Source organism: Phormidesmis priestleyi BC1401 (assembly GCF_001650195.1).
GTDB lineage: Bacteria > Cyanobacteriota > Cyanobacteriia > Leptolyngbyales > Leptolyngbyaceae > Phormidesmis_A > Phormidesmis_A priestleyi_B.
On sequence record NZ_LXYR01000007.1, the window covers coordinates 1 to 16,409 of the forward strand.

Below are 16,409 nucleotides of genomic sequence, written 5' to 3' on the forward strand. Positions count from 1 at the left end.
CAAGGCTAGAAACAGAACCAACCAGAGGGGATGGCTTTGACCGCGCTTGCTTCGCGGATCGGGAATCGTTTTTAATTGGTCTATGAGGGACATGGACGGCTACTTTTATGATGATTCCAGTCCATCCTCATTTTTCTCTCTAGACCTTGAAACCACCCTGCCTCTCCCTGGGGAGAGGGGGGTGAGAGTCATTCCACAGTTATGTACCAAAGACCGCTCCGATCGAGCGTCCGATATTTTCGGGCTGCATCGAGTCCATTGCGGCGGTTGGCTCATAGCCACAGTGCACCATGCAATCGGCACAGCTAGGGTTTCCGCTCTTGCGACCATATTGATCCCAGTCGGTCTTCGCCAAGAGTTCTTTATAGGTTGTGTAGTGCCCTTCGTTGAGCAAATAGCAGGGTTTTTGCCATCCAAGAACGCTGTAGCTAGGCATTCCCCAAGGGGTGCATTCGTAGTCTTTTTCACCAATCAGAAAATCCAGAAATAGAGGATTGTGGTTAAAGTTCCACTTTTTCTGACCTGTTTTCATCGGAGCCAAGATTTCTCGAAACAGCGATTTCGTTTGTTCGCGCTTGAGAAAATGGTCTTGGTTAGGTGCCCACTCATAGCTATAGCCCGGAGACACCATCATGCCGTCAATGTTAAGCGTGTCGAGAAAGTCGAAAAACGCCTGCATTTCTTTGGGGTCAGCCCCTTCAAAAATCGTCGTGTTGGTCGTGACGCGAAACCCGTTTGCTTTCGCGGCTTTGATTGCTTTGATAGCAGTGTCAAACACGCCCTTGCGATCGACGCATTTATCGTGTAATTCCTGTAAGCCATCGAGATGAACGCTAAACGTCAGATAAGGCGACGGCGTGAATTTGGCAAGACTTTTTTCTAAAAGAATGCCGTTGGTGCAGAGGTAAACAAACTTTTTGCGCGCCACTAACCCACGCACAATTTCGTCAATCTGAGGATGCAAAAGCGGCTCACCGCCCGGAATCGCCACCACAGGCGCACCGCATTCTTCAACGGCGGCAAAGCACTGTTCAGGAGTCATGTTTTGCTTGAGAATCTCGGTCGGATGCTGAATTTTGCCACACCCAGAGCAAGCCAGATTGCATCGAAACAGCGGCTCTAACATCAGCGTCAACGGAAACCGCTTGCGTCCTTTGAGGCGCTGCATCACCAGATATTTGCCAACCTCGATCGCTTGCTGTAATTGAATTGCCATAAGTCTTTGCGTTCTCCTCACAGGGACAGAGATGCTGGATCTCTGCTAATTTACGTAGCCATTCGATACAAACCAGTCTACGGCATCTTTTAAAGCTGTGTGGATGGGGGTTTGGGGCAGCCCTAGATCGCGCACTGCTTTAGTAGCATCGTAGTACATTGCGTGTTGAGACATTCTCACCCCATCGATCGGCACGGTCGGCGTTTTGCCCAGAGGTGCCAAAATTCGCTCATCGACCCAGGCGACGCTGAGAGGAATCCAGGCAGGAATCGATCGAGACGGGGCAGGCAGTCCTGTGAGTTGACTGAGTTGGTCGAGCAGTTGTTTCAGCGTTAGATTTTGGTGTCCGAGAATGTAGCGATCGCCGCTCTTCCCTTTCTGTAATGCCAGCAAGTGACCCTGAGCAACATCTTCCACATGGATGAAGTTTAAACCTGTCTCGACGTAAGCAGGCATTTTTCGCCGCAGCATTCGCAAGATGATGTCTTCGCCCGTGGGGGTTGGTTTGAGATCCCACGCGCCAATCGGAGTGCTAGGATTCACAATCACGATATTTTGTCCAGCTTGAGCGGCTTTAACAGCTTCTTGCTCTGCCCAATATTTTGATTTCTTGTAATATCCGATCAGGTCTTCGACCGGGGATTGATGAGTTTCGTCAACGGGTTGGCTGTGATCACCGACTCCGATCGCCGCGACCGAACTGGTGTAAACGCTGCGCTCGATCCCGGCTTGACGGGCAGCCGCGAGAACGTTTCGGGTTCCCATCACGTTGGCTTGATAGAGCCGATCGCGATCGGTTTGCCACAGCGAATAGTGCGCCGCGACGTGAAATAAGACCTCACATCCGGTCATCTGGTTTGCTAAATCGGGATTGGTCAAATCGCCTTTGACGAGTTCAACGTCAAGTCCCTGCAAGTTATCTAATCGGCTGTCTTGTCGGACTAATGCCCGAACCTGATAGCCTTTTTTCAGCAACAGCCGGACTAGATTTGCGCCGACAAAGCCCGTTCCGCCCGTCACAAATGCTTTACTCATGATTTGACCTCACGTGGTCGGGGTTTAAGATCATCCAGCAGCGTATAGACAACCGGAACAACCAGCAGGCTGAGCAGCGTCGAGGTGACGAGACCACCCGCGATCGCAACTGCCATTGGCGATCGTAACTCCGACCCCGCACCCAAACCGAGGGCGATCGGAGCCATACCCAAAATCGTTGCCGCCGTCGTCATCAAAACCGGTCTGAGCCGAATCGGTCCTGCTTTGAGAATGGCTTCTGTCCGCTCGAAGCCGTCTTTGCGTAACTGATTGATACAGTCCACGATTAGGATTGCATTCTTCGTCGTTAACCCCAACAGAAACACGAAGCCGATCAGCGAGATCATCCCAAAATCGCTTTGGGTCAACAGCAACGCCAACATTGCTCCCACTAATGCTAACGGCAATGAGAGTCCGACGACTAACGGATCGACCCAACTGCGAAACAACCCCACTAAGACCACCACAATACACAGAGCAGACAACGCCAACGTAGACCCAAAACTGCTAAAGATTTGGCTACTCGTCGCAGAATCGCCGCCCAAATTCAGGGTGACTCCGGGCGGAATTAAAGCTTTAGCTTCTTTGACGATCGTCTCCGTCGCGTCTCCCAACGCCAAACCTTTGCCTAAGTTAGCGCTGACATAAACGACTCGCTTACCCGCTTTGCGCTCAATTTGCTGAATTTCGTTGCTAGATGCCCCGACGATCGTCACATCTACAAAACCGGGGAGCGTTTGCACTTTTGCTTTTAACTCAGTGGCAACTCGACTCAACACCGCAAGATCGTCACCCTGAATCGCGATTTGCAGCGGCTTCTGACTTCCCGCCTCGACAAACGGAATATCTTCAACGCTCGTTGTCACCCCGTCTAGATTGGGGAGCGTCGATCGGATTTGGTCTTGCAGCTTTGCAGTGGAGGTGGCGCGATCGTTCTTCAACTTCACATAGAGACTACCTTTATTCGGTTCTCCTTCGCGGGAGCCGACGATCGTAAACACCGTGTCAATTTCTGGCGATTTTCGCACCTGATCTTCTAGCTGTTTTGCCACTGCCAGCGATGCCGTTAGCGGGTTGGTTGAGGCAGTCGCCTGAGTCGGAAGCGGAGCCGCATAGCGAACATAAAACTCGCCCCGATCGAGCTTAGGAATAAACCCTTGAGGAATCAGAGGAATCAGCGCAATTCCGGCGACGAAGTTGAGAAGTGCAATTCCAGTAACAGTGGCACGATGGCGCAGTGACCAAGCCAACAGCCGCCCATAAGCCGCCGAAAACCTCGTCCAAATCGCGCCCGATCGGGGTGGAGCGCCCACTTTTTTGGGGCGCAGCAGGTAGATCGACAAAACGGGCGAGAGGGTTCGCGCCACCAGCAGCGAGATCAACATTGAGGCGGCGACGGTAATGCCAAACGGTTTAAAGAACTGTCCGATTACGCCGCCCATTAGCCCGATCGGCAGAAACACCGCAACCGCCGTTAAAGTCGCTGCCGTCACAGGCAAGCCGATCTCGTCCGTCGCGTGTAAAGCAGCTTGTTTGGGCGATTCGCCATTGTCGATGTGACGGCTGATATTTTCAACATCGACGATCGCGTCATCGACCACACTGCCAATTACCAGCGCTAACGCCAACAGCGTAATCGTCTCTAGGTTAAACCCGAAGATTGCCATGACGATAAACGTCCCAAGCAGCGAAATCGGAATCGCTAGAGCCGAAATTAAGGTGGCTGACCAGCTTCTCAAAAAGGGAAAAATCACGATCACGGCAAGGGCAATCGCTTCGATTAAGGCATCGATCGTCGATTGAGTCGCTTTCTGAATGTAGTCTGCCTGAGTCGCCGCTACGGTCAGCTTTAAGTCCGGCAACGTTCGCAGTCGCGCCACTTCTTTTTCAACCGCACTCACCACTTCGAGCGTGTTGGCATCGCCCCGCTTGATCACCTGAAACGCTAGCGCGTCTGCCCCATTGAACCGCACCAACGTTCCCAACTGTCCCGCTTGAGGCGTGGGATCTGCCGAGAGTGGAGTTTGTCCGCCCGTCCCCAACAGTGAGACTTTGAGCACACCGGGGAGCTTGGCGATCGCAGGCACAATTTGCTCGTTTGCCACGGTCGTCAAGTCAGCCAGACTGCGAGAGGAACTATCGAGCACATAGCTCACCGCCGCCGACTCATTTAAGTTGAGCGCGATCACCTTAAACGTCCCATTTTTGGGCAACGTCACCGTCTTCATCGCCGTCTCAACCTCACGAGCTGACTCTTCTAGGCTCGTCCCCACTTTAAACGACACGCTCACCGCCGACTGACTCGGATAGGTCGAAGACTGAATCTCATCTAAGCCTTTGAGCGATCGCAGAGTCTGCTCGATCGGCTGAGTCAACTCGCGCTCAGTGTCGAGGGCGGTCGTCAAGGGTGCGTTGGCAGTCACCACCACCACCGGAAAGGCAATGTCAGGAAACAGCGCATATTTAAGAGAGCTAAATGCCATGATCCCCGCGACGGTGACGGCGATCCAAAAGCCGATGGTGAGCCACGGGGCGGCGATCGCCAGTCGAGAAATATTAAAGCGCTCTTGCGAAGAGTGGTTACGATTTGGCTGTACCATAGTGTGCGACTGAATAGTAAATGCGTAGGTCTACCAGATTAGAGTATGGAGTCGTTTGTAGGGACGTTCCATAATCCTACAGATCCTCAAAATAGAATTCTGTCACACTTTATCCTCATACTTTTTGCTGACTCTCCTCGTCCCCCAAGGTGCAGAATATCAAGCGGTCTGTCGCGGTTTAAAGTCCCGCAAAAGTCCACCGCAGGTGGTAGCCCTTCCGATCGGCGTTGAGCCAGTCACCCAGTTTTTGACCCACTGGCAGCGCTCCCCATCCTTTACGGAAGTCCTGCAATCAGGCGTTTTAGTCATGGGCTTATGTGGGAGTCTTACCGCAAAATTGAGCGTGGGCGATCGGGTGCTCTACCAGTCCTGTCGAAATGCGTCGGGCAAGATCTGGGAGTGCGATCCCACCCTGACAGACCAAATCCAACAACATTTGACAGAAACAACTCTGGTTCGGGGGCTTACGAGCGATCGCGTCATCTCCTCGGCTCACGAAAAGCAGCAGCTTGGACAAATTCATCAAGCCGATGTGGTGGATATGGAAGGATCAGCCATTATGACGACCTTGGCTCAGGCAGGAGTTCCCGTTGCGATGGCGAGAGTCGTCAGTGATGACATTGACCATGATTTACCCGACCTATCGGCAGCAATTAGCCCAGCCGGGAAACTACGATCGCTGCCTCTCGCACTTGGGATGATCCGTCAACCGATCGCCGCCCTGCGACTGATTCGAGGCTCTTTAAAAGGATTGCAGGCAATAGAAGCGATCGCCGCCCATCTTCCCTAACTTTTTTCGGCATTGCGAATGAGCTTCCCTCACACCCTGCACACTGGGTTGGTGGGCGCGCACAATCGTTGAGTCAATCATCGCGTATTCGTTGTCGGCATCCTCTGCCAAGTGCTAAGGAGAAGACGCGATGATTGCTTTGGTGGAGGGGTTGTTTGTCCAGATTGCGACCTTAGAAGCCTGTATCGAAACGTTAGAGAATCAGCGACAGAAGGATAGTCAGACCAGCAGTAAGCCGCCATCGAGTAATGGGTTTGGGAAACGAACCCGGAGCTTGCGGACGAAGAGTGGGGGACAGAAGGGACATCCAAATAACCCATGGAACGGCGCGACGAGGTGGATGAAATCGAGACCCATCAAGTCAGTTAGTATCAAGGGTGTGGAGCGTCCTTGGAGTTCGTCGAAGTCTTGAGTTGGGATGTGCGGCAAGTGCATGACTTGCTGCCGATGCGGTTAGTCGTGAGAGACCATCAGGCAGAAGTGAAGTGCTGCCTAGATTGTGAAGTGCTGAACCGAGGAGAATTCCCAGTTGGAGTCTCGAACGTCGTGCAGTACGGGTCTGGGGTGAAAAGCCTGCTGGCGTATTTGTCAGAGTATCAAATGTTGCCACCCGAACGGGTCTGTCAATTGATGCAGGATGTGTTGGGATAAATCGTTTTAGAAGGTGCGCTGTTCAACAGTTGAGTGCGTTGTTTCGAGCAACTGGCGGAGGTGTCCAGGCAGACCAAAGCAGGAATGCAAGGGTCTGCGGTGAGACACTTTGACGAAACAGAACTGCGGATCAACGGGGATTGTATAAATGTTGTGTCAAAGGAGTGACGCACGACCTCCACCGTCTATCTTTCTTTTTTCAACAAACCAACCCTGCCATTCTGGGGAACTTTGAGCCAGAAAGCGGTTTAGCGTTCAAGCCATTGCTCAGGGTCAACGTCCCCTAATTTTGGGGGATTTAGAGGCTGAAGCCGACTGAAACGAGGTGACAAAGACTTGCGTATGCACAGTAGCTCACAGGAGAGGGAACAAGATTTTTCGCTCTCTTCTCCTGCGGGAGCGGGGTTGTCGAGGGCTTGCCCCACTTCGTGAGGAGGGCAATTCGTAATTGGATTCAGCAACGCCGTGATTTGAAGGGTTTGAATCTCACGAATGACTCGCTCTTTGCTTGCCATCAAGTGGCTTTGAATAGCTTGCGTAGCAACTTGAGGCTGACGATCGACAATCCCTTGATGAATGTGTCGATGTTTGCTGAAAATCTCCAACCCATGAGGGTTGTGCTGCATCGTCCGAATTCTCGGCAGAGTCATCTTGTCGAAGACTCGATCGAGCAAAGACATTAGCCAGGAGTTGTCCGCACTTTTGGCGATTAGGCAATAAAATTCATAGTTGAGGTGCAGCAGTTACTAGGTCGTTGACGAGTGCGATTCTTTTGCGATTGCTTTTTCGACCTGTGTGATGGCTCGATCGGTCTCGTCTAGCTGCTCAGATCGGGGTTCTGACAACCTGTAGCCTGTCTGCTAACTTGTTTTCGCTTATCTTGATCGCCCCCTGCCCATTTACCCACAAGAATTGCCGTTCGCAGAGCTTGACAGGTCTGCTCGTGAAGAGATTGAGAACGGTGTAGCGATCGTGGCGAAAGACCTGCTGCGAAAGCTCCAAAATGGTAGATATCACAACCTAATACAGCTTGAGACTATCGATATGAATCTCTATTTAGGGTTAGATTTTGGCACATCTGGCGCTCGATCGATGCTCATCGATTTGAGCGGGGCGATTCAATTTCAATCCCGTTGTCCGTTTGTTCAGCGTTCTGTGGAGATGTCTACAGATTGGCAAACTGCACTCTTCAGTTTAATCGAGCAAATTCCTCGGTCGATGCGATCGCAGATCGGCGCGATCGCAATTAACGGCACATCTTCAACGGTGCTGCTCTGCGATTCACACGGGCAACCCATTTGTGAACCGATTCTCTATAGCGATGCTCGCGCTGCTGACGTGCTGGATCAGGTGAGGGCGATCGCTCCCCCAAACCACACCGTTGTGAGCGCCACTTCTAGCCTTGCCAAGCTAATTTGGTGGAGTCAACAGCCCGATTTTTCATCAGCTCACGTTTTTCTTCATCAAGCTGATTGGTTGGCGTATTTGCTGCACGGGCAACTGGGCATCAGCGACTATCACAATAGCCTCAAGTTGGGCTATGACGTAGAGCGGCTCTGCTATCCTGACTGGATCGATGCCCTCCCGTTTCGAGCCTTGCTGCCTCGCGTCGTTGCGCCTGGCACCCCAATTGGAGAAGTTACGCCGACGATCGCAACCCAATTCGGCTTGCCCTCCACCTGCCTTATCTGTGCAGGAACGACCGACAGCATCGCCGCATTCTTAGCGAGTGGAGTCAAAAACCCCGGTGAGGCAGTGACTTCTCTCGGTTCAACGCTGGTGCTAAAGTTGCTCAGTCAAACCCGTGTCGAAGATAGCCGCTATGGAATTTATAGCCATCGGCTCGGAGATTTATGGCTGGTCGGCGGAGCGTCTAACACAGGCGGGGCAGTGCTTCGACGCTTCTTTAGCGACGCAGAATTAGCAGAATTCAGTCGGCAAATTCCTCTCGATCGAGCTAGTCCGCTCGATTATTACCCTCTGCTCAAACCAGGCGATCGCTTTCCTATCAATGATCCTGATCTGTCGCCTCGGTTAGAGCCACGCCCTAGCGATCGAACTGCGTTTCTGCACGGTCTGCTAGAGAGCATTGCCCGACTTGAAGCTGAAGGCTATCGCCTGCTACAATCTTTTGGCGCGAGTAAATTAACACAAGTCTATACCGCTGGAGGAGGCGCGACTAACGAGTCTTGGGCTGTGATTCGAGAGCGTCACCTTCGAGTTTCTGTGCGTCGATCGGCTCAAACTGAGGCAGCTTATGGAACGGCTAACTTAGCAATGCAGTCACGCGATCGAGTTTTTCGATAAACAGAGAGTTGGATTTCACAGTGGGAATACTGAAAACAAGCGAGGAAATCACCTCTTTTAACAACATCATTCAGCATGTGGCGCAGGTTGATCAATTTAATTCAAAGCTTAAAAACCTATGGAGATCTGAGTCCTGATTTACGGCTCAGACAGCGTGTTAATTCTGCCTTGCGCGATCGCCCATTCTATGGCTCAAGGGCATGGTATAAAACTTTTTGGCAACCCTTAGAAGTCTCTAGCGAGATTGCAGAATTTGTCTATCAGCAGATGGAAGTCTATTCTGGCTTGATGTCAGCTCACCTATTGCCCAGCGATCGCCTCATCGAAGATCTGAACCTCCCCCTAGTCTGCTGGTTTGATTGGGAAGCCAATCTCTGTGACGATTTTTACGATCGCTTTGGAGTCGATATCAGCCATTGCTTTGATCTGCATCACCTTTCCACCGTCAAAGAACTCGTTGTTTTTCTCAATCACCAATTGCTCTCAGTGAACTACTCTTGAGATAGTGATTTGTGGTGGGTCGCAGATGGATAAACCATTGGATGTTGAGCAATCTCAAGCGGTTGCCAAACAGGTAAAGACGAAAGGAAAAGCCAGTTTTGACAATGCTTATAAAGCGGCGTTGGTCACAGAAGACGCAACGTATGTGCAGGGGTTTTTAGTCTACGAGGGTGCGCCCTTTAAGCCGATCGAGCATGGTTGGTTAGAGTTGAACGATCGCTTAGTCGATCCGACGTTTCCCCATCTCAATCGCAAAGCCGATCAGCTTTTTTATTTTCCGGCTCAACGGCTGACGGTTAAGCAGTTAAAGAAGGCGATCGAGGAAGCTCAAGAAGACTATCCCGAAGATGAGTCGCTGCCCATTTATGGCAAATCGCCTTACGAATATTATGGTGATGTGATGTTAGGCGGCAAGGAATATGTCGAAGCGCATCAAGCCGCAGACGCGAAGTGCAAAGAATTAAACAAGCCAAAGTCAAAGAATGGCACGGGTGATTAGTTTTTACCTCGTCCCCTCTAGCAATACTCCGGACATTTTTTTGAACGGTTTCAAAAGGCTTTCAGGGCTTATGGCTTCAGGACTGAGCTATTTTTTCAAAGTTAGCTCCACCTCTGACTTTGAAAAAAAGATCAAGCCTACGGCTGAATCAGGGTTTGAGGTCTGAAACCTGCTCAAATTTTGTCCGAAGTATTGCTCTAGCGGCTACTTGTAATACCTTCAGCATGGTTAGTGAAGTAAAACGCGATCACTCCGTAAACTTGTTCAAGAGTTAGCAACGGAAAAGACTGAACAATGCTTTCAGGCAATCCCCACTTAGAGCAGTGAATCTCAATTGGTAAATCAGAGAGCCGGAAATCGTCTTCGTCCGTCGATACCTGTGTGCCCTCCAATGCTTAACGGTCTGTGCTGTGTGTCACCGGATGACATTACTACTTTGCATCATAAACCGATAGCGTATTCCTCCGTTCCGAGTGCATACACTTTTTAGACAGGTTTGCAATACTCCGGACATTTTTTGAGGCAGAGGCTGAAACCCTCATTCCACCGTTGGTATTTGCCTCAGTGATGATGCTGAAACCCGCATTCCACCGTTGGCGATTTAAAATTGTCCGGACTGTTGATTTGAGAGTATCAATAATACAGGCTATTTACACTTCTTCAAGAAGAAGCTTACAGAGCTTATCAATCAACCTATCGTTGTCTCGAATCACATTATCTGCCAGAACTTTTAGTGCGACGATATTATCTCGCTTGGCATTATCCATTCTCTCATCAACTCCCATGAGACTTGGTTGAATACGGTAATACTTGTCTTCAGGAATCAACTGCTGAAGTTGGGAATGTACAGCATCACTAACACCATCAAAAACAACGTCTAGAATTGGTTGAGCCCATTTAGCTAACCCCCATGTTCTTGCTTCTTCATATGGCATTCTCAGAGAGAGTTCTCCAGTACCCAGTGAAATAAGCAAGAAATCATTTACATCTTTATGAACTCGTTTTGCCTCTGCATAAGCATACAAGGTAGGATTATTGGCATAAACACCACCATCTACTAAAGCATAATAATCCGATGAGTTAGGCTTGTTTAGTTTAAGAGGCTCAAAATACGTCGGTGCAGCAGAAGTTGCTCGTCCGACCAATTTCATTGGAAAGTCTTCGCTAGCTTTTTTCTTCGCTTGACTACTGAGGAAAATCTGAGGACAGCGACGTTCCAAGTCATAACTTGTGATTAGAACATCCTTTAGAGACTCACTGAGACGAGTATCACCAAAGTAGGTATCCAAAACTTCTTCAAGTCCTTTATGGGGATATTTAGGATGAAGAGCCATGCCTGTGGTAGTCCAAACACCCTCAAGTAAATCAAGACGAAAGATTTTACTGCCTTCCTTCTCATACAGATTTACCAATTTCTGAGCATTGTATTTTGGCTTTCCCTCAGAATCTAAGTCTGGCTTACTGAGTCCCAAAGCTAAAATTCCGCCAGTGGAAGTACCAGCAATTAAATCAAACAATTCTACAGTTGTTCTGTTTGTTCGCTTTTCAATTTCGGCTAACAACATTGCTGGAAGAATGCCTCTAATGCCTCCTCCATCGATCGACAAGATTTTAATCATAGCTACAAATCCTTGTTCTACGGAACTGGCGTGGATGTAGTATTCCCAACAAGTGACATTGAACTTCTTATCAGAGAGCAAGTCTCCGTATATCATCCTAAGTTAGGCGAATAGGCAGAAACTTTCTAGATAGTACCTCGATCGAGCTAAATCAACAAAACCTTCCTCTCATTTTTAATTGACTGCTCATGGAACCACGATCGAACAAGCTTATGCAAACAGTAGCCGCCCTTTAGGTTCTGGGATGGGTCGCCCTAATTCTTGTGCAGTTTCAATCCATTGTTGAATCACGACTTCGACATTTTGCACAGCTTCCTGATACGTTTCGCCATCTGCCACACAACCAGGCAGTTCGGGCACTTCAACAATGAAGACTTGATCGACCTCGCTCCAATAAATAATCAGTTCATACTTAATCTTCATCTTGACCTCCGAGTTGATACTTCAAAATTATGTTACGAACTTGCTTAACCTGATAGGCTTTGGCTTTTCCTTGCTTGGGCTTGAAGATTTAAAATTTCTTCAACCCCTTCCTTTGAGAAAATGTGATGGCTTCCTTGGATACGTTCATCAAAACCAAGGCTGACTAGCAGTTGACACAGTGGCTCAAAGGGCATGTTCGCATCGGAGGTTCCCAGTAAGATTTTGACCAGTAGCTTATCTCGCTGACTCACTGAGTTTTCCTTTCCACTTCTTCAGGCTCAAATTTTTGACATTCAAAGTAAGGTTCTTAATTTTACCTGACTGACCCTAAAACTTGAAGAAGCTGCGGATCTGGTTATGCAGTTGACAGTAACGATCTATTTATCGAGACTCAGACTTTGCCTCATCTTTAGGAGTGCAAACATAGTCTACGACTGCATAGGCACTGCTTCCGGGCTTTGGCTGAGAGAGCATTCCGCTATCGCCATACTCAAACTTTTGAATCAGCTTCCTGTTTTTAGTGTAGGCATTAACCTTTCTCATGCGCTGCGATTTGGTCGTGCAGTCTACCGACCAGCGAATCACAGCACCGTGTAACGGCTGATCGACTTTAGTGTCTAAAAAAGCGTTGTTTGGTTGGGGAAACTCGCGATATTCCCAATACCAGACGCTTGAGCCATTGCGCTGAATCGAATTTGTATCGACAAAGAACTTGTCATTTACAGAATTCTCAGAAATCTTTGTCCATTCGACAGCAGACGCGATCGGAGCATACGCCACCATTGCTCCAACCATGACCCATTGAAAAAGTTGTTTAATCACGATCGGTTAACGCTTAAGAGAGGGTTGTTCGGCTGAGGGTTTAGAAGACGGTTTAGCGGATTGCTCGATCGATGCCTGCGCGTTTCGCATCGCCTGGATCGCGAACGGATCATTTGGACGCTCATCTAATGCCCGTGAGAAGTAGAGCAACGCAGTCGCCGCATCTTTTTGCTGCTCGGCAGCATAGCCTGCTTGCATATAGCGATCGAAGATCGAGGTCTGATTGCCATTCGTCCTAGGGGTAGGCGCGGTTGCAACGGTTGGAGTCCGCCATTTATAGAGACTGACGACTTCCTCGACATAGGGCGCGATCGCCGTTTTGCTATAGCTGGTGGCATCGCCTGTCATCCACCAAGCAGCCACTCGTCGCACCGCTATAAATTCGTTGTTGCCGCTGGCGCGATATTCGTCACGCAGGGCATCGCGAACGACGCAAGTGACGACCGATCGTGCCGTTGTGGAGTTCGCTTCAAACTCGGTTGATGAAAGCTGGCGACCCGTGCATTGCTTTGACCATCGAGAAATCGCGTCTGGCTTCACCTGCCATTCGCTATAGAGACCATCATCTTTAGTTGCCGTTTTGGGGGCTGCTTGCCGCAGAGCTTCGACCATCTTCCCAACCTGAGTTTCTGAAATTTGAGCTTGAGCAGGCAGTGCGCTCAGGCAAAGGCTGACCCCAAAACCACCGATTAATCCGACCCATCGCGATCGCATAAGTTGCCCCGTGAATCTAAAGCTAATGGATAAATGCTTTTGACGGCTTATCTTAAAGATTGGTTGCTTCACTGAATCAAAATTTTTGTCATGGAAGTGAATAAGAATGAACCTTTTGAGAAGGTCAAGAGATGCTAACCCAGTTTAAAAGTGTCACCCTAACAGAATAGGTTTGATCTCAGTATCCATGATGTGAACAACATCACCACCGTAATTCTTGTTCACATATTAGTAAACTTTGCTATCGAATTTCTCACAATCTGAGCGATTCCTTCTAACCTTGAAGATAAAGAGTCTGAAAAACCTTTTGCACAAAGTTGATTTTCTCAACTTTATCGATGCATCTGCAAAAGGTTGTTTATGTTTGGCTCTCACTATCATCACAAATGAGGGATAAAATTATGTCTCAACATCGCGCCGCAGAATTTTTTAAAGCTGTTAGGAAAGATCAAGCGCTGCAATCAAGAGTGCGAGCTACCAGCGATCCTAAAGCGTTTGTTCAGATTGCCTCTGAGCGGGGTTATCACTTTACAGAAGATGACTTAGAAAGCGCTCTCGATCAGATTTCTGAAGCTGAACTTGCGTCTCTATTTAACCCTGGCGTTGGAGGTCGCGAACGCATCGTTCCCCGATAGAAAATGGGGTGAACCCTTTAGAGACGTTCTGGTGGAACGTCTCTATCGCGTGAAATTAGAACAAATGATCTAATAAATTTGTGAGAAATGTGACTGGGTAACGGACGATCGCTTAGCATATCTTGAGAAACGCTGTGATGTTGTGGCAGTTCTTCTCTAAAATCATGCTCAAATCTCGTCCCTTTTCGCTGGCGTTACTCATTCTAGGGTTGACGACTGGCTGCACGGCTGAAGCGTCTAAATCGATCGCGCCTCAAGTGATTTCTTCACCCGCCTCTTTGCCGTCTAGTCAAAGTCCTTTTGTGCTTGCTGCGACCACTTCACCCGATGCGGCAACGAGTGGCACGATTCAGCAATATCTCAAAAAATTAGCGAGTCAGGGGTTTTCCGAAAAATCTCAAGGCGTGTGGATGCAGTCGGGCACAACGCTATTAGTCAATCATCAAGGGACAACGCCTCTATCGGCGGCATCGCTCACCAAAGTGGCGACTTCTTTAGCGGCGCTGCAAACCTTTGGCGTTGACCATCGATTTGTGACCGAAATTGGCTCAACGGGACTGATCGAGAACGGCGTTCTCAAAGGAGATTTGATTATTCAAGGCGGCAGCGATCCCTTATTGGTGTGGGAAGACGCGATCGCATTAGGGAATCTGCTCAATCAGCTACAAATCCGCCAGATAACGGGCAATGTGATTGTCGTCGGCAGATTTTATATGAACTTTGAGGTAGACACTCAAAAGTCTGGTGCGTTGCTCAAACAGGCATTCAACGCCGCCACCTGGACTGAAGAAGTCAAAGCCCAACATCTCACTTTGCCACCCGGAACGCCTCGTCCGCAAGTGGCGATCGCGGGGTCTGTCAAAGTCGCAAATACGATTCCTGCTAACGTTAAGCCGCTGTTGCGTCATCAATCGCTGCCGCTGGCTGAACTGCTCAAGAAAATGAATCGCTACAGCAACAACGTGATGGCAGAAATTATCGCTAGCACGGTGGGCGGGGCAAAAGTTGTTTCGTTTAAAGCGGCTCAAGCGGCGAATGTTCCTCAGTCAGAAGTGCTGCTGGTCAACGGGTCGGGGTTAGCCGCCGAAAATCGGATTTCTCCTCGTGCGGTTTGTGCAATGTTTTTGGCGATCGAGCGATTTCTCGAACCCTCTAAGCTGACAGTTGCCGATATCTTCACTGTTGTCGGACAGGATACGGGAATTTTAGATGCGCGTAAAATCCCGACGTTGGCAGTTACGAAGTCGGGCAGTTTGGATGCGGTTAGTGCGCTAGCGGGGGCGTTGCCGACGACCAAAAAGGGCGTTGTTTGGTTTGTGGTGATGAATGGCGGCAGCGCAAATCTAGAGGGGTTTCGGTCAGAGCAAGAATCCCTTTTACAACGGCTGTCAAGTCAGTGGGGCGCAGCGCAAACGTCTCCAGCAGAGCTGTCTGTGAACGGGGAGCGATCGGGCAAAGCAACCGTGAGTGAACGGATCAACTAAGGCGTGCGCAGATCGACGGGACGGGCGACGAGGATTCCGATCGCGTCGTCTACTCTCTCGACATAGCGCTGAAGATTGGGAGAAATCATCACGCCTCTCACGGGGGCAGAATGGATTAAGCCGATGCCTCCGTTTGGGCTGCGATAAACCAACCCCGTATGAGTCACATCTAAACCAGGGATTTTGGTCGCGATCGCGATCACATCTCCCGATTCTAACAACGCATATTTGCTTTGAATCTGGTCAGTGGGAATATAGCGAATGCTGGCATTGTCTAGGGTTGACTCCATCTCAGAAATGCACTGACGATTGGCTTCGCTGTGGGCAAGCTGCGGATAAGCCTGCCAGTGAGTGCTCATAAAATTTAAGGTCTTGTTGATCGGAACGCCATCTAATTTTGAGGTGAGGCTTTTCATAATGTTTCGTTTTTGATTCTCGGCAAGCCATTCTGAAAAGTAGTGCAAACGGCTGCAATATCCGTTCAGTTCACCATTCACATAACGTTGCTCACGAATATTCTGAATGTATGTAGACGTTGAGTAATCTCGCTTAACAATTCCTCTCGTGATTGCCAATACGCTTTCTATCAACAATACGCAGTCAAATTTCTGAAGCGATAGGGTTAGCGTTTCGGCTGATGATTCTTCTAGCAGATTTTCTTGATAGGGAGTAGCCAATAGCTGTTCTGCGACCGCTTGCATCACACGTCCCATTGGACGCTGATATAAGTCACGATCACGGGCGTATTTCATAATTCGTTGAAAACTAACCTCATCTTGAGCAGACAAAGCCATCTCAGTTGAGAGAGTTTTAGCTTCCATAACAGGATTCTGGGTAAGGCTTGACGGCTTTAGATAAACTGATTGGAGGGTTGGACTAGACAATGCCTGTTGCCCAATTGTCCAGATCCACGGAGACACAGCCGCGCAGCCCAATAGCATCCCCACGATCGAAAGCCTAACTCGTTTTTTCATACCCGGTGTTCTCATCAACTAACCTTGCGGAGGCTAACCTACGATCGCCCCCCTACTTGTGTTAAATAATATACCCAGACTTAAGTATTTCTAGAAGACTTGCTGAAAGCTCTCTAGAAATCATTTAATTATTTATCTT

At 49.3% G+C, this 16,409-nt stretch carries 18 protein-coding genes; 8 read left to right on the plus strand and 10 right to left on the minus strand.

Features of this window, described 5'->3' with window-relative positions:
* Window positions 1–199: 199 nt before the first annotated feature.
* The 3 genes from hpnH to A8707_RS05620 are packed head-to-tail and all read right to left on the minus strand — an operon-like array spanning window position 200 to window position 4,851.
* On the minus strand, window positions 200–1,216 hold the full coding sequence (hpnH, locus tag A8707_RS05610; RefSeq protein WP_068815822.1) for an adenosyl-hopene transferase HpnH: 1,017 nt from the start codon (window positions 1,214–1,216) through the stop codon (window positions 200–202).
* Between the two features lie 45 nt (window positions 1,217–1,261).
* Complete coding sequence (gene hpnA / locus A8707_RS05615; RefSeq protein WP_068815823.1) at window positions 1,262–2,251, minus strand: hopanoid-associated sugar epimerase; 990 nt, start codon at window positions 2,249–2,251, stop codon at window positions 1,262–1,264.
* On the minus strand, window positions 2,248–4,851 hold the full coding sequence (locus A8707_RS05620) for an efflux RND transporter permease subunit (RefSeq protein WP_068815824.1): 2,604 nt from the start codon (window positions 4,849–4,851) through the stop codon (window positions 2,248–2,250). Before A8707_RS05620 ends, hpnA begins: the two co-directional genes overlap by 4 nt.
* Window positions 4,852–4,975: 124 nt before the next feature.
* Here A8707_RS05620 and A8707_RS05625 point away from each other — a divergent pair, with 124 nt between their 5' ends.
* The 3 genes from A8707_RS05625 (at window position 4,976) to A8707_RS05635 (ending at window position 6,292) form a co-directional block, all read left to right on the plus strand.
* A complete protein-coding gene (locus A8707_RS05625) occupies window positions 4,976–5,641 on the plus strand; it encodes a 5'-methylthioadenosine/S-adenosylhomocysteine nucleosidase family protein (RefSeq protein ID WP_068815825.1) in 666 nt (221 codons plus the stop codon).
* A 130-nt stretch (window positions 5,642–5,771) separates the two neighbouring features.
* On the plus strand, window positions 5,772–6,053 hold the full coding sequence (locus A8707_RS30565) for a DUF6444 domain-containing protein (RefSeq protein WP_068815826.1): 282 nt from the start codon (window positions 5,772–5,774) through the stop codon (window positions 6,051–6,053).
* Window positions 6,032–6,292, plus strand: a complete 261-nt coding sequence (locus tag A8707_RS05635) for a hypothetical protein (RefSeq protein WP_156518375.1) — start codon at window positions 6,032–6,034, stop codon at window positions 6,290–6,292. The genes A8707_RS30565 and A8707_RS05635 overlap by 22 nt, the downstream gene beginning before the upstream one ends.
* Before the next feature lie 248 nt (window positions 6,293–6,540).
* Here A8707_RS05635 and A8707_RS28920 read toward each other — a convergent pair whose 3' ends face one another.
* Together A8707_RS28920 and A8707_RS28925 are read right to left on the minus strand one after the other, a co-directional pair.
* Window positions 6,541–7,035: an FCD domain-containing protein gene (locus A8707_RS28920; RefSeq protein ID WP_082906239.1), complete on the minus strand. Its 495-nt coding sequence runs from the start codon at window positions 7,033–7,035 to the stop codon at window positions 6,541–6,543.
* A gap of 82 nt (window positions 7,036–7,117) precedes the next feature.
* On the minus strand, window positions 7,118–7,309 hold the full coding sequence (locus A8707_RS28925; RefSeq protein WP_197484634.1) for a hypothetical protein: 192 nt from the start codon (window positions 7,307–7,309) through the stop codon (window positions 7,118–7,120).
* Between the two features lie 27 nt (window positions 7,310–7,336).
* On the opposite strand from A8707_RS28925, the gene A8707_RS05645 reads away from it, so the two are divergent.
* The 3 genes from A8707_RS05645 to A8707_RS05655 all read left to right on the plus strand — a co-directional run bounded on the left by A8707_RS05645 (window position 7,337) and on the right by A8707_RS05655 (window position 9,599).
* Window positions 7,337–8,599, plus strand: a complete 1,263-nt coding sequence (locus A8707_RS05645) for an FGGY-family carbohydrate kinase (RefSeq protein ID WP_068815829.1) — start codon at window positions 7,337–7,339, stop codon at window positions 8,597–8,599.
* A gap of 75 nt (window positions 8,600–8,674) precedes the next feature.
* On the plus strand, window positions 8,675–9,100 hold the full coding sequence (locus A8707_RS05650; protein ID WP_068815830.1) for a hypothetical protein: 426 nt from the start codon (window positions 8,675–8,677) through the stop codon (window positions 9,098–9,100).
* Window positions 9,101–9,125: 25 nt separating this feature from the next.
* Entirely contained in the window at window positions 9,126–9,599 is a 474-nt protein-coding gene (locus tag A8707_RS05655; RefSeq protein WP_068815831.1) for a hypothetical protein, read from the plus strand.
* Window positions 9,600–10,249: 650 nt separating this feature from the next.
* Here A8707_RS05655 and A8707_RS05660 read toward each other — a convergent pair.
* The 4 genes from A8707_RS05660 to A8707_RS28930 all read right to left on the minus strand — a co-directional run bounded on the left by A8707_RS05660 (window position 10,250) and on the right by A8707_RS28930 (window position 13,249).
* A complete protein-coding gene (locus A8707_RS05660) occupies window positions 10,250–11,218 on the minus strand; it encodes a patatin-like phospholipase family protein (protein WP_068815946.1) in 969 nt (322 codons plus the stop codon).
* A 210-nt stretch (window positions 11,219–11,428) separates the two neighbouring features.
* The gene (locus A8707_RS05665) at window positions 11,429–11,641 is read right to left on the minus strand and encodes a type II toxin-antitoxin system HicB family antitoxin (protein WP_068815832.1); all 213 of its coding nucleotides are present in this window, start codon (window positions 11,639–11,641) and stop codon (window positions 11,429–11,431) included.
* A 381-nt stretch (window positions 11,642–12,022) separates the two neighbouring features.
* The gene (locus tag A8707_RS05675) at window positions 12,023–12,463 is read right to left on the minus strand and encodes a surface-adhesin E family protein (protein ID WP_231947951.1); all 441 of its coding nucleotides are present in this window, start codon (window positions 12,461–12,463) and stop codon (window positions 12,023–12,025) included.
* 6 nt (window positions 12,464–12,469) lie between these two features.
* Window positions 12,470–13,249, minus strand: coding sequence for a hypothetical protein (locus tag A8707_RS28930; protein ID WP_197484635.1), 780 nt, complete (start codon window positions 13,247–13,249; stop codon window positions 12,470–12,472).
* Window positions 13,250–13,578: 329 nt separating this feature from the next.
* Here A8707_RS28930 and A8707_RS05685 point away from each other — a divergent pair, with 329 nt between their 5' ends.
* Together A8707_RS05685 and A8707_RS05690 are read left to right on the plus strand one after the other, a co-directional pair.
* Window positions 13,579–13,812 (plus strand): Nif11-like leader peptide family natural product precursor, encoded by a 234-nt coding sequence (locus A8707_RS05685; protein ID WP_068815835.1) that lies wholly within the window; start codon window positions 13,579–13,581, stop codon window positions 13,810–13,812.
* A gap of 164 nt (window positions 13,813–13,976) precedes the next feature.
* On the plus strand, window positions 13,977–15,296 hold the full coding sequence (locus tag A8707_RS05690; protein ID WP_068815948.1) for a D-alanyl-D-alanine carboxypeptidase: 1,320 nt from the start codon (window positions 13,977–13,979) through the stop codon (window positions 15,294–15,296).
* Here the strand turns inward: A8707_RS05690 and A8707_RS05695 are convergent.
* Complete coding sequence (locus A8707_RS05695; protein WP_068815836.1) at window positions 15,293–16,270, minus strand: N-acetylmuramoyl-L-alanine amidase-like domain-containing protein; 978 nt, start codon at window positions 16,268–16,270, stop codon at window positions 15,293–15,295. The two genes, A8707_RS05690 and A8707_RS05695, sit on opposite strands and share 4 nt — an antisense overlap.
* Window positions 16,271–16,409 lie beyond the last annotated feature (139 nt).